At 57.8% G+C, this 12,366-nt stretch carries 13 protein-coding genes; 3 read left to right on the top strand and 10 right to left on the bottom strand.

Annotated features, from left to right (window positions below):
* Positions 1 to 252: 252 nt before the first annotated feature.
* Entirely contained in the window at positions 253 to 519 is a 267-nt protein-coding gene (locus JJD74_RS12885; protein ID WP_042559048.1) for a hypothetical protein, read from the bottom strand.
* Between the two features lie 368 nt (positions 520 to 887).
* On the opposite strand from JJD74_RS12885, the gene JJD74_RS12880 reads away from it, so the two are divergent.
* Positions 888 to 2,213 (top strand): sigma-54 dependent transcriptional regulator, encoded by a 1,326-nt coding sequence (locus JJD74_RS12880; protein WP_042559049.1) that lies wholly within the window; start codon positions 888 to 890, stop codon positions 2,211 to 2,213.
* Between the two features lie 65 nt (positions 2,214 to 2,278).
* On the opposite strand, the gene JJD74_RS12875 is transcribed toward JJD74_RS12880, so the two are convergent.
* The 9 genes from JJD74_RS12875 to JJD74_RS12835 all read right to left on the bottom strand — a co-directional run bounded on the left by JJD74_RS12875 (position 2,279) and on the right by JJD74_RS12835 (position 10,738).
* Positions 2,279 to 3,583: a hypothetical protein gene (locus tag JJD74_RS12875; RefSeq protein ID WP_200614367.1), complete on the bottom strand. Its 1,305-nt coding sequence runs from the start codon at positions 3,581 to 3,583 to the stop codon at positions 2,279 to 2,281.
* Positions 3,584 to 3,628: 45 nt separating this feature from the next.
* Positions 3,629 to 4,375, bottom strand: a complete 747-nt coding sequence (locus tag JJD74_RS12870; RefSeq protein ID WP_042559051.1) for a hypothetical protein — start codon at positions 4,373 to 4,375, stop codon at positions 3,629 to 3,631.
* 43 nt (positions 4,376 to 4,418) lie between these two features.
* Positions 4,419 to 5,099 (bottom strand): C39 family peptidase, encoded by a 681-nt coding sequence (locus JJD74_RS12865; RefSeq protein WP_200614364.1) that lies wholly within the window; start codon positions 5,097 to 5,099, stop codon positions 4,419 to 4,421.
* 63 nt (positions 5,100 to 5,162) lie between these two features.
* The gene (locus tag JJD74_RS12860) at positions 5,163 to 6,155 is read right to left on the bottom strand and encodes a heme utilization protein (RefSeq protein WP_200614362.1); all 993 of its coding nucleotides are present in this window, start codon (positions 6,153 to 6,155) and stop codon (positions 5,163 to 5,165) included.
* Between the two features lie 72 nt (positions 6,156 to 6,227).
* Positions 6,228 to 6,800, bottom strand: a complete 573-nt coding sequence (locus JJD74_RS12855; RefSeq protein ID WP_200614360.1) for an adhesin — start codon at positions 6,798 to 6,800, stop codon at positions 6,228 to 6,230.
* Position 6,801: 1 nt separating this feature from the next.
* A complete protein-coding gene (locus JJD74_RS12850) occupies positions 6,802 to 7,251 on the bottom strand; it encodes a hypothetical protein (RefSeq protein WP_200614358.1) in 450 nt (149 codons plus the stop codon).
* A gap of 347 nt (positions 7,252 to 7,598) precedes the next feature.
* Positions 7,599 to 8,123, bottom strand: a complete 525-nt coding sequence (locus JJD74_RS12845; RefSeq protein ID WP_200614544.1) for an AAA family ATPase — start codon at positions 8,121 to 8,123, stop codon at positions 7,599 to 7,601.
* Entirely contained in the window at positions 8,120 to 8,683 is a 564-nt protein-coding gene (pnuC, locus tag JJD74_RS12840; protein WP_150603107.1) for a nicotinamide riboside transporter PnuC, read from the bottom strand. Before pnuC ends, JJD74_RS12845 begins: the two co-directional genes overlap by 4 nt.
* 420 nt (positions 8,684 to 9,103) lie before the next feature.
* The gene (locus JJD74_RS12835) at positions 9,104 to 10,738 is read right to left on the bottom strand and encodes a methyl-accepting chemotaxis protein (protein WP_200614356.1); all 1,635 of its coding nucleotides are present in this window, start codon (positions 10,736 to 10,738) and stop codon (positions 9,104 to 9,106) included.
* Between the two features lie 303 nt (positions 10,739 to 11,041).
* On the opposite strand from JJD74_RS12835, the gene JJD74_RS12830 reads away from it, so the two are divergent.
* Together JJD74_RS12830 and JJD74_RS12825 are read left to right on the top strand one after the other, a co-directional pair.
* Positions 11,042 to 11,872 (top strand): undecaprenyl-diphosphate phosphatase, encoded by an 831-nt coding sequence (locus tag JJD74_RS12830; protein WP_200614353.1) that lies wholly within the window; start codon positions 11,042 to 11,044, stop codon positions 11,870 to 11,872.
* Entirely contained in the window at positions 11,869 to 12,297 is a 429-nt protein-coding gene (locus tag JJD74_RS12825; protein WP_200614350.1) for a DUF1294 domain-containing protein, read from the top strand. Before JJD74_RS12830 ends, JJD74_RS12825 begins: the two co-directional genes overlap by 4 nt.
* Positions 12,298 to 12,366: the final 69 nt, after the last annotated feature.

Raw genomic sequence — 12,366 nt, 5'->3', positions numbered from 1 at the left:
CGAAAACCGGCTGGTAACTGCATGAGCGGAACATTCAAAACCTGAACTGAGGGAAGTACAACTGTAAGAACTAACAGGTGGAGGGTCGCACTGTGCCAGAACAGTGTCTTTTTGAACCAATTGCAAGCGTGCCAAGCAATTTACGCTGGAGCGTAATCCCCGAAGTTGTACAAAAGTACCGAGGACTCACCAGAAACAGCAACTAACAAGAGGAGGGCGGATGACCAGGAAGTCATCCGCATCACCCGGTTATCAGTGTGGCATCGACCAGGATTGCAGCGCGTAACCTTCTTCGCTCAGTTCAGCACGCGCCTGCTGCAGCAGTTGCTCAAGTTGTGCTGGATCGGAGTAGGCACTGCTGGGAATCTGTTTGCGACCGATGTGGGAGTTGGTGCGGTCGATAACGGTCAGGCTCAGTTCGCCATTGCCGTCTTGCGGCGCCCAGGCCACGCACTGGAAAGGCTTGAAGGCGTGGTTGGCAATCAAAAGTGCTTCGTTGATACGGAGCGGGGCAGTCATGGGGGTCTTCTCTCTATAGTGCCCAATCAGTGATTTGCCGTCGGTTGGGCTGACCGTCCGGCTGGTTACTTGTACTGATGCACGCAACCGGGGAGCAGGTCACACTCTTGGCAAAGAAATTTCGACTTTCTTTCATACACCCGGTTTTAAGTCAGTTTTGAAAGCTTGGCGAAAGCTTGTTAACGGCGAGTCAAAAACAGACATAAGTCGATAGCTAACTAACAACTAACGTTCTTATAACGAGTTTGGTTGTACACCTATAAGCAAACGATACAAGGCGCTGTCAAAATCTTGCTAGTGTTACAGCCAGGTCTGCCAAATGACTGTTTTTTCAACCTTTTCCTAAAATTTGGCGCCAAGGAACAGTCATGAGCGAAGCGCCTGCGTTACGACGTTTATTGGTGGTCGATCCGTGCGACGACTGCCATCGCCTGTTACCGGGTTTACGCGCGGTAGGGTGGGATGTCGACAGTTGTACCTTGGAAAACGCTGCCGACCGCAGCTGTGATGTCGGGCTCTTGCGTTTGCAGCCCTTTCATCTGGAACGACCCGAAGCCGTTAAAGAACTGATCAGCCGCAGCGGCACCGAATGGATCGCCGTGCTCAATCAGGAAGTTCTGCGAATGCAGAACGTTGGCGACTTCGTTTGCGAATGGTTTTTCGATTTTCATACCTTGCCGTTCGACGTGTCACGGGTGCAGGTCACCCTCGGCCGGGCCTTCGGCATGGCGCGGCTGCGCGGGCAGGGCACGATCCACGTCGATCAGCCTGAACATGAACTGCTTGGCGACAGCAAACCGATCCGCGAACTGCGCAAGTTGCTCAGTAAACTGGCGCCCACCGAATCGCCAGTGTTGATCCGTGGCGAAAGCGGCACTGGCAAGGAACTGGTTGCGCGCACACTGCATCGCCAATCCCAACGCCACAGCAAGCCATTTGTGGCAATCAATTGCGGGGCGATTCCCGAGCATTTGATTCAGTCCGAGCTGTTTGGCCACGAAAAAGGTGCGTTTACCGGCGCCCATCAACGCAAGGTCGGGCGCATTGAAGCGGCCAACGGCGGTACGTTGTTTCTGGATGAAATTGGCGATCTGCCGCTGGAATTACAAGCCAATCTGCTGCGGTTTCTGCAGGAGAAACACATTGAGCGAGTGGGTGGCAGTCAGCCTATTGCGGTGGATGTACGCGTGCTGGCGGCGACCCACGTCGATCTTGAGGCGGCAATCGAGAAGAAGCGCTTTCGGGAAGACCTTTATTACCGGCTCAACGTGCTGCAAGTCGTCACCGCGCCGTTGCGCGAACGGCATGGTGATCTGTCGATGCTGGCCAACCACTTCTCGCATTTTTATAGCCACGAAACTGGCCGCCGTCCGCGCAGCTTCAGCGAAGATGCGTTGATTGCCATGGGCAAGCATGACTGGCCGGGCAATGTGCGTGAATTGGCCAACCGCGTGCGTCGGGGCCTGGTTTTGGCCGAAGGCCGGCAGATCGAAGCGCGGGATCTGGGGCTGATCAGCCAGCATTCGATCGCCACGCCCATGGGCACCCTGGAAGACTACAAGACCCGCGCCGAACGCCAGGCCCTGTGCGACGTTTTGAACCGGCACAGCGATAACCTCAGCGTTGCGGCCAAAGTGCTCGGCGTTTCCCGGCCGACGTTCTACCGTTTGCTGCACAAACACCAGATCCGCTAGGGCGGGGGGCATGAAAAAGGCCCGCTGCGATCATCTCGCAGCGGGCCTTTTTCATGTAGGCAAGTTTAGAAGTAGTACGGGAATTTCAGGCTGAAGGAAAAGTCCGGCGCATCCTCGGTAATGCCGATGGACAAGTTGGGCACGATGGTCAGGTTGTCGGTGGCCGCAATGGTCATGCCGACGTTGAAGTAACCGGCGTTGGCGTCGCTGGACACCACCGATTCCCAATCCCCGCCATCCTGCTTCAATTTGCTCTTGCGCTGCACCAGGTCGGATACCGAGAACGACATACTCATCTTCTCGTTCAGTGCGAAGGCAATACCGGCGCCGATCTGGAAGCTGTCGCCGATCTTCACCTTGCCCGGGTTTTTCTGGTTGACGGTGGAGCTGATATCGTCGAACGACTCCTCGAGGTTGTGCGTATAGGACAGGCTGCCGAACAGCACGGCCGGGTCAAACGTCTTGACCAGCGAGATGCCCGGTGTGATCGACCAGACGCCGTTACCGGTCGGCAGGGTGTCAGGTACGAACAGGTTGGAGTTGGCGTCGGTCTGGCGCAGTTTGATCCCGAACGGATCCTTGCCGGTTGGCGCCTTGACCCGCAAGGTGACTACCGCATCCGGCGTGTTGACCGACTCGTCGAGGAACTTGTACGCAATACCGAAGTTGACGTCGCCGATGGTTGGATCCTTGGTGACGGTTTCCTCGGTGGTGACGCCCGCCGCACCCTCGTTGCCGCCGCCCGACTGATACGTCGACTCGCGGTACACCACGGGCACGTTCAAATCGAACTGCCAGCGATTGTCGAAGTTGTAGCGGCCTGTCAGGTCGAGCGTCCAGGTATCGGCCTTGATCCGGTCGAGGTTGATGTTGCCGAGAAAAATCGAGTCCAGTGCCAGAAAGCCGTTGAGAATCAGCTGGCGAGTGTCATAGCGCGAATAAGTGATGCCGGTTTCAACGCTGAATTTGCCACCGCCAAAAAAGCCGCTGGCCTCGTCATAGAGGTTGGATACGCTTTGCGCCGGTTGTGAATCGTCAGCCAGCGATTGCCCGTAAGAGGCGCCGCTGCCCCCGGCGGCTCCTCCTGATGCTGCGGCGGCACCGGTGCCGGTGGCGACGCGATTGCCTTTCATGTCCGACGGCGATTTCGCCAGCCGTTTTGGTGGTGGGGCAGCGGGTTGATCTTCTACCTGGCGTACCCGTTGCTCGAGTACCGCCAGGGCTTTTTGTTGTACTTCGTATCGTTGCTTCAGCTCCAGAAGTTCCTGTTTCAGGGCCTCTACATCCGCGTTAGGAGCCGCTTGCAGCATCGCGGCAGGGATAAGAGTGCTCAAACACACTGCTGCGCGCAGTGATACTGATCGATACATGAATAAGCCGTCCCTTTAAGCCCAATGATCGAGAATCAGCGTAGTTCAATATCCAATACTGCGTAGGGCACCGAGTTGGGTCAGGTTGCAGTCCAGTGCACCGGCGCTTCTGCCGTTATTGTTGAGTACGACGTTGAGTTGAGTCAGGTTGTTGACCACGTTGGCGCTGCCCAGCAATCGAGTGTTCTGCAGCAAACCGCCCTGGGCGACCTGTTGCAGTGCAGTCCCCTGATTGCCGCTGGCTTGAATTGCCATTTGAACGCCGCCGCCAGTGGCCGAAACCGCGACACTGCCCGCAGCGTTGCTGCCATTGATGGTTTGTCCGGCGACCAGCGCCTGGCCTTGGGAAGGTGCCAATGCAGGTGCCTGACTGGCTTCTTTGACGTTGATTGCAACATTGTTGTTGGCGGTATTGCTGTCGCCGGCAGCACGTACGCTTTGCGTCACGCCCTGGCTGCTGTTGAGTCCCGCGCCACCGATAACGGTGCCCGTACCCAGCACAGGGACGCTGCCGTTGCCGGTCTCTTTGATGGTCGAGACGTAGAATTCCGGTTTTACCGTCGCGGCCTGAATCTGCATCGAGGTCGCGGCCCCGATCAAGTCACCGCTGGCGTTGCGCCAGGTACTGCTCATGACAATGCCGAAGCTGATAATTCGCCCCGGCATGACATAACGACCACGCAGCTCGGCGAGCTCATGGTCCTTGATTTCGATAGGTGTGAATCCTGCATTGGCATAGCCTGAAGCACTCGCCGCCAGGCAGGCGGCGGCCAGCCAGTATGAGGTTTTCATTTGCTGCTCCCGGGACATCCAGTCCCATTTCTATAATCGGCGATTAAAAGAAGTCGCTCTGTATGAACCCGAAATCCATCAATTCAGCATCTTTGACAGGGTTGAAGCCATCCAGCTTGTTCTTGGCCGTCAGCGGTACCGGTGGACTGCGCAAGGCGTTGGCCTTGTCGTAGCCGGGGCCGACGATGGCGAAGACAATGCCGTTCCAACCTTTGACAAAGTCATCGTGTTTGTAGCGCTTATGTCCCAGGACAGGGTCTCCGATGTAAACCCACTCCTTGTCTGCACGCTGCAACACAACGAAATGCTTGTAGCCGCGAATATCTATCAGTACCACCACCGGAATCGTCACCGCTTCGAGCTTCTCGGGCGGTATCCGGTAGCCTCTGGCACGCATGCCGATGCTTTCCACGTAGCGCTTCATGTCGAGCATGGAGAAACCTTGAGTACGAACAAGGTCATGGTCTGCATGGACCAGCATGCCTTTGATGATGTGCTCTTCATCGACGTCGAGCCAATAAGCCTGGCGTAACACCGTGGCCAGTGCGGCAGCGCCGCAGCTGAAATCGGTTTTCTGTTCGACGATGTCGGCAAACTTGCGCTCACGAATGCTTTGCACGTCCTTGTAGACCAGTACGCCGCCCGGCAGGGCAGCCACAGGCATCTGCGCAGCCTGAGTCAGGCCACACAGGCAAAGCAAAACGAAAAGGGCCGTTTTACGCATGATCGATACGCCTTTGCGGACTGAGGAAAAGCCCCGTTTCCGGGGCTTTCGTTTCGATCGCGATTACAGGCAGGCTCTGCAACCTGCGGCGATGGACAGCGAGTTGCTTTGTTGGTTGCCCACACCCGCCGAGACGTTGGCTCCGCCGTTGCCGGAGAAGTTGTTCATCGAGTTGGTCATGTTGGCATTGTTGACCACTGGCGCTTTCCAGCCGTCTTTGGTCATGACTTGCTGAGTGGTTACGCCAGCGAGGCCAAAGGTACCCACGGCTTCGAACTTGGCTTTCTGGTCATCGTTGCCGCCGTGGCCGCCGCCACGATTGCCCCAACCGCCGTGATTGTTATCGTCTTCGATGGTTGCAGTGCCTTTTGCCTTGAACACGCCGGCAGCGGCATAGGTGCCGGTGAGGGTGTCGGTTTTGTAGGCCTGCACGCCTTTGTTATCTACAACCAGGCCAGTGGAAGACTGGTTGGCAGAAGCAGCAGCCTGAGCTACGCGGCCACCGGATACGGCGATCGCCAGGTTGTTTTTCTGCTGGTTGAAGTTGCCGGCAGTGACGTTGATACCGATGTTGCCGGAACCATTGTTGCCTGCGTTGTTGAGATTGGCGTTGTTGAAGGTGGACGAGTTTTTCACATAGTTGTTGTTGTTGACTTGAGTGGCACTCGAGGCAGCAACAGCGTTGCCGAAGATGAAGCTTTCGTCAGCGGTGGCCAGCGCAGCAGCGTTGTCCTGCTGGTTGCCGTCGCCGGCTGCAACGTTGGCGCCCATGTTGCCGTTGGAACCGTTGAGCGAATCACTGGCATTAGCGTTGTTCAGAGTGCCCTGGTTTTTCACCACGTTGCCGTCGCTGTCTTGCACGTCAAGCACAGCGGCACCGGCGCCTGCGGTGATTTGCAGCAGTTGTTCCAGGGTTGGGCCTTTAGGCTGGTTATTACCATGCCCGTTGCCGTGCCCATTACCACGATCGTCATCACGACCGCCTGCCTGTGCTGCGATTGCCATCACTGCTGCAAGTGCGAAAACCAGTGGTTTGAGAGCCATTGTAGGTTTCATGGTGTTTCTCCATCGTGCTTATTAGTTGGTTAAGTGTTGGTACTTTTCTAATTGCACTGCTTTTTATTTGGGTCAGTCTGCGACCCGGATGCTCAGGGTGTTAGCCATACGGTTCCCCACCCCGGCACTCTGGTTCACCTGGATTACCCCGCGGCTGCCGGTGAAGGCCTGATCACTTGTCGTGACCTGGCGACTGCCGATTGAGGTACCAGTTGCTCCTGAGCTCGGTAACAACGCCACGTTCTGTTGCGAAAGGGCGCTATCGTCAATGCTCTGCGGGGCAGCACTGATGCTGACACGCGTCACATTGGCCATTTGGTTGTTGGCCCCGGCGCCCTGGTTGACACCCAGAATTCCGTTGCCATTACTGAAAGAGTTGCCGCCGATGTTGGCGCTGGCGTTCATCGAGCGATCGGCAGGTGTGTCGATCCTCTGAATGACGCGGGTGGTGGCCTGAGATTCGGTACCGATGGCGATCGCCTTGGTATTGGATTGTTGCATCTGGTCACCGGCGGCCTGGTTGACGTTGAAATTGCCGCGGTATTGCATGCCTGAATCCTGAATGTTTGCGCTGTTGACTGAATTCGGGTCAGCCATGGCGCTGGTGCAACCGAGCACGGCGAGGAGAAGGAGAGTGCGATTCATCTCATTGGCCTCCGGCCATGCGGGTCAGGGGGGCCATGCCAGTGCTCATGGCACGGTTGACGGTATTGGAGATCGAGCCGCCGGCACCGCCGCCGGTGCCAGTTCTCATGCCCGGCAAGCCGTTGGTGTTGGTCAGCGTGTTCATCCCCGGCAGGTTCGAGGCAGGCGTGTTCATGTTGCCGCGTATCGAAGAACCACTGGCGACCCCGGCGAAGTCACCGTCACTGAGTTCAGTGCTGCTCAGGGTCTGATTGATTCGAGCAGAGGGGTTGGCGTTGACGGTCGTCGGGTAGGGGTCTTTGCCGCCATTGCGACCGATAGGGATAGGCTGAACATCGCGATTCAGGACGATCACGCCATTGCCTTCGGCCTGAACGTTGAAACTGATAAATGCGCTAGCCGCTGATCCGATCAGCAGAAGGCAGGTCATGCTCTTTTGGATATTCCCCACGGCTGCAATTCCTTCTTCAGTGGGCTGCCCTTGTCAGCGTTGTGAAGGAGATAGCGAAAGCTGTGCCGCTTTTGAATTGTTGTTGTTTTCCAGTGAGTTATCAGTAAAACGCGCAGCGCCGATGCACAGTGTGTTTCAGCGTTGAAACACACGCAGTCTCGCCAGCCTGTCAATTGGCTAAACAAAGCTCTGGAACAAGGGTTTGCGGGGATGTGTATCAGTGGCGTAACAAGTGCCATGACAAAGCGATGAATAGCGTTAAAACGGCCACTCTGCACTCGGGCGAGTGTTTCAGGAATGGACAGTCTTCCCCCAAAACAGGGGCAAACAGTGAGCCTGGCGCCCCGTCAGTCGGCCAACAGTCGCGCAACGGCCGCGAAGGCTTGGGCCTGTCGCTCGGCCCAGTCGCCCTGAATGATCTGGCACGGTTGCTGATGGTGTTGCAGCCAATCGCGCGTGGCCTGGAAGAAAGTGAGGCGCTGATCCAGATCCGGCTGGCAGCGCTGACCGTCATCGGTCCAGTCAATGCGTTCCGGGGACAACAGAAGGTGCAGGTCGTAATGGCGCGCCAGCAACTCGCCTTCCAGCCAGTCCGGGCACGCGCCAAACAGGGTCTGGCTCCAGAGAATATTGCTCAACAAGTGGGTGTCGAGAATCAGCAGCGCCGGTTGTTGCGCCCGCGCCTGATCTTCCCATTGCAGTTGTCCGCGGGCGATCTCGGGGATGTCGGCCAGGCAGGTGTCACGCGGATTCTGCTCGATAAACCAGCGCACGTACTCGTCCACCCGCAAACCGCCAAACTGTTGCTCAAGGCCTGCCGCCAGCCAGCTCTTGCCGGTGGATTCCGGGCCGGTCAGCACCACGACCTTCATGTGCGCAGTGCCGGGTCGGCGCGCCATTCACGAAAGCCCTGGATGGCAATCACGGTGAACAGCGCGTACAGGCCCGCGGTGAGGTAAAGCCCCTTATAAAGGAACAGGCCGACAAAAATCACATCCAGCACGAACCACAGTGCCCAGCATTGCAGGCGTTTCTGCGCCATCCATAACTGAGCAACCAGGCTGAAACCGGTGAGCGCCGCGTCCAGCCACGGTTGTGCCGCGTCAGTCCAGTGCGCCATGGCCGCACCCAGCAAAACACTGCCGACAGCGCCGACACCCAAGCCAAGGGCTATCGAACGAGCATCCAGGCGCGTGACCTGACGCCCGTCATGCATCGTCCCGGCGCGCGTCCATTGCCACCAGCCATAAACCTGCAGCGCGGCGTAGATCACTTGCAGCAACATGTCCGAATACAGCTTCACTTCAAAGAAGATCCAGCTATAGAGCAGCACCATGACCAGCCCGATCGGCCAGCACCACGGATTCTGTTTGACCGTCAGCCACACGGCGATGACACCGAGAGCGGCGGCAAACAGTTCAAGCCCGGACATGGGGGTTCCTTGAGGGGAGTTGAAAGAGGTGGCGGATTGTACTGTATTCGCCAGAACACTGAAGGACCCTGTAGGAGTGAGTTTGCTGGCGAGTGTGTCGGCCCACTCAACACTGATGCTGAATGTCGCGCCCCCATCGCTGGCAAGCCAGCTCCCACAGGGATTTATGCGGCACTCAGGCTTTGTGGCACGCCGCCAAAGCCTGCCAGCTGCCACAGGTATTTATGCGGTGCTCAGGCTTGTGGCACGCCGCCAAAGTCTGCCAGCCGCCACATGGATTTTTGTTGTGCTCACAGAAGATGGCACTGCACAAAAACCTGTGGGAGCTGGCTTGCCAGCGATAGCGGTGGGGCAGGCGACATCTCTATCGACAGGTCCACCGTTATCGCGAGCAGGCTCGCTCCCACAAGGGGAGTGGTTCTAGACGCGGAACTGGCGCAGCAGGCCGTTGAGTTGTTCGCTCAACTGCCCAAGTCTTACGCTCGCCGCACTCGACTGTTCCGCCGCCATGGCCGTGCTGTGAGAAAGCCCCGCCGCCTGGGTAACGTTCTGGTTGATGTCCTCGACCACATGCGCCTGTTGCAGTGTGGCGCTGGCAATCGACGCGTTCAGGCCACTGAGGTTGCGCAACGCCTGGCCGATGGCATTCAGGCTCGCCCCCGCGAGCCCAGCCTGTTCAATGGTCAGTTGCGACGCCTTGCTGCTGTCACCGATGACCTTCACCGCCGCCTCGGAGTGATTTTGCAGGCGCTCGATCATCGACTGGATTTCCGCTGTCGACTTCTGCGTACGTTGCGCCAGCAAACGCACTTCATCCGCCACCACGGCGAATCCACGACCCTGTTCGCCGGCCCGTGCCGCTTCGATCGCTGCGTTGAGGGCGAGCAGGTTGGTTTGCTCGGCAATCGAGCGAATCACCTCCAGCACGCTGCCGATCTGGGTACTTTCGGTGGCCAAGGTGCGAATCACCTCGACCGCTTGGTCAATGGTGCCCGAGAGCTTGTCGATCTGTTGCAGGCTGCCGTCGATATTGATCTGGCCCTGTTGCGCCTGCGCCTCGGCATCACGCATTTCGGTGGCCGCATGCTCGGCGTTTTTCGCCACGTCCTGGACGCCGTAAGTCACCTCGTTGATCGCGGTGGCCACCAGCTCCATTTGTTGCGATTGCTGCTGGCTACGTTGCTGGGCTTGCGAGGCATCGTTGCCCAGTTCGCTGGACGATTGACCGAGCGCAATGGCCGACACCTGCAACTCACCGATCACCCGGCGCAACTTGGCGGTAAACGCATTGAAGTGGTGAGCCAGTTCGGTCACTTCGTCCTTGCCGTGGGTATCGAGGCTGCGGGTCAGGTCACTTTCGCCGCTGGCGATGTTGGCCATGGCGTTCACGGTTTCCTGCAAGGGGCGCACGATGCTGCGCGCGATCAGGATCACCAGCAGAGCCATGATCACGGCAATCGCCAGCCCGATAACGGTGGCCTTGATCACCTGGCCCTGGAATTCGCCCTGCACGTCGTCGACGTAAACCCCGGAACCAAGTACCCAGCCCCACGGTTCGAACAGCTTGACGTAGGAGGTCTTGGCCACCGGCTCACTGGCGCCCGGTTTCGGCCAGCGGTAGTCGACCATGCCGGCGCCTTTGGACCGGGCAATCGCGACCATCTCGTTGAACACCGCAAAACCGTCCGGGTCGCGGATGGCCGAAAGATTCTGGCCTTCGAGTTTGGGATTGGTCGGGTGCATGACCATCACAGGGGTCAGGTCGTTGATCCAGAAGTAATCGCTCTGGTCATAACGCAGCCCACGGATGGCAGTGAGAGCCTGTTTCTGCGCGGCCTCTTTAGTCAGCGTGCCCGCGGTTTCCAGGTCGTGGTAATAGGTCAGCAGGCCGCTGGCGGTCTGCACCACGTGCTGGGTTTTCTGGGCTTTGGCGTGATACAGGTCGTCGTGGATCTGCTTGAGCATCAACACGCCCAAGGTCAGCAACATGACCACCGCCACAATCAAGATGAGCCACAAGCGTCGGCTGATCGACACACTGCGCAAGCTGTTCATAACGCTGTCACTCCGGATTCTTTTTCTTGTAATTGACGACCGCCAGCATCCGATCACGATTTCGCGAGCGGGCCTACGCGACCCAAGTCGTATAACGCGGCAGCGCTATTAAGGCTTGTCTGTTAGGATTTCGGCCCCGCGCGTGAAAACCTGAATCGAAGTTGATATTTCACGGAATTTTGACCCGTTCGTAGGGATCCTGTGCGCGCGGAATCGGTCCAGCATTAACCAGCTACGCTGATCGCAGTGAACGTAAAAAATACTATCGGGGCATGCCCGCGTGCATCGCTCTTTGGGGGATTGATGGATCTTTGGACCGCCTTGCAGGCATTGATACTAGGAGTTGTAGAAGGGCTGACGGAGTTTTTGCCCATTTCCAGTACCGGACACCAGATCATTGTTGCCGACCTGCTCAACTTCGGCGGCGAACGGGCCATGGCGTTCAACATCATTATTCAACTGGGCGCGATTCTCGCCGTGGTCTGGGAATTTCGCCGCAAGATTATCGACGTGGTCATTGGCTTGCCGACCCAGCCAAGTGCGCGGCGCTTCACGGCTAATCTGCTGATCGCGTTCTTGCCAGCCGTGGTCTTGGGGGTGATTTTTGCCGATCTGATCCACGAATACCTGTTCAACCCGATCACTGTTGCGGCGGCGTTGGTGGTGGGCGGAGTGATCATGCTGTGGGCGGAAAAGCGTCAGCATAAAGTGCATGCCGAAACGGTCGATGAGATTCGCTGGAGCGACGCCCTTAAAATCGGCTTCGCCCAATGCCTGGCAATGATTCCCGGCACTTCGCGTTCCGGCTCGACGATCATTGGCGGCCTGCTGTTCGGCCTGTCGCGCAAGACAGCCACCGAGTTCTCGTTCTTCCTCGCCATGCCGACCATGGTCGGTGCCGCAGTGTACTCGGGCTATAAGTATCGCGATCTGTTTGTACCGGCGGATTTCCCGGTGTTTGCCATCGGTTTCGTCACCGCGTTTATCTTCGCGATGATCGCCGTGCGCGGTCTGCTCAAGTTCATCGGCAGCCATAGCTACGCGGCATTCGCCTGGTATCGGATTGTGTTCGGGCTGGTGATTCTGGCGACGTGGCAGTTCGGCTGGGTGGACTGGTCGGCGGCCAAGGCATGAGTGATTCGCGCGCGCGCCGCCCTGAAGGTCGGCCGTCCGGTGGCGGTATTCAGAACCTGAAACTGAAGCTGGTCGTCCTGTTGATCGTCTGCGCATTGCCGTTGGCAGGCTCGCTGTCGATGTGGCTGAGCGGCATTTCTCTGGTGCCGCTGGCGGCGTATGGGATTGTCAGCGTGTTGGCGTTTTTCATGTACTGGGCGGACAAGCGCAAGGCTCGCAACGATGCGTGGCGTACGCCGGAAAACATCCTCCATGCGCTGGAACTGGCTGGCGGCTGGCCGGGTGCGTTGATTGCCCAGCAGGTGTTCCGGCACAAGACGCGCAAGGTGTCGTTTCAGATGCTGTTCTGGGTGATTGTTGTATTGCATCAGGTGTTCTGGATCGACCAGTTGTTCCTCGGCTCGAACCTGTTATCCCTCATCTGAACCCACGCAAACCCTTGTAGGAGCTGCCGAAGGCTGCGATCTTTTGATCTTGATTTAAAAGCCAAGATC

The sequence above is a fragment of the Pseudomonas sp. MF6776 genome, assembly GCF_016613125.1.
GTDB classification, from domain to species: domain Bacteria; phylum Pseudomonadota; class Gammaproteobacteria; order Pseudomonadales; family Pseudomonadaceae; genus Aquipseudomonas; species Aquipseudomonas iridis.
The sequence above is the reverse complement of the archived record's forward strand: the minus strand, read 5'-3'. Positions and strand labels throughout refer to the sequence as shown.